Source organism: Gilvimarinus gilvus, from assembly GCF_030518155.1.
Classification (GTDB): domain Bacteria; phylum Pseudomonadota; class Gammaproteobacteria; order Pseudomonadales; family Cellvibrionaceae; genus Gilvimarinus; species Gilvimarinus gilvus.
The window spans coordinates 1-360 of sequence record NZ_JAULRU010000058.1 but is presented as its reverse complement, the minus strand read 5'-3'; the positions used below and the strand labels follow the sequence as shown (position 1 = coordinate 360).

1 protein-coding gene is annotated in these 360 nt (G+C 30.0%); it reads right to left on the bottom strand.

The window, feature by feature from the left end; genetic code table 11:
* On the bottom strand, positions 1-224 hold a 224-nt coding region (locus QWI17_RS00270; protein WP_302720502.1), incomplete at its 3' end, for a hypothetical protein.
* Between the last annotated feature and the right edge of the window lie 136 nt (positions 225-360).

Sequence of the window (360 nt, the reverse complement as noted above, 5' to 3'; positions counted from 1 at the left end):
TTTTCCTTTGACCATAATCGGTATCGTTTGATATTCATTAAGAACAAAACGATCAACCAAATCATTAATACCTCAAACCACTTTGCCTCGTAAATAACAGCTTTTGCAGTAGCCGTATCGTAGTCATTTTCAATGAAAGTGGCATAACCCATGGCGATTGCGTAGATGAATAGCAAGACCGTCATGGTTCTGGTAGAAAATAGATATTTTTCTAATTTACTCATTACTTATAATTGATTTACAAAAATAGGTGAGTTTATCAGATAAAGCATTAAAACTTAAATGATTTTTATTAGAATCAATGAGTTAATAGAATGTTAAATATATTGCACCGAAATTGATTTTAAATATGTGAAAAAC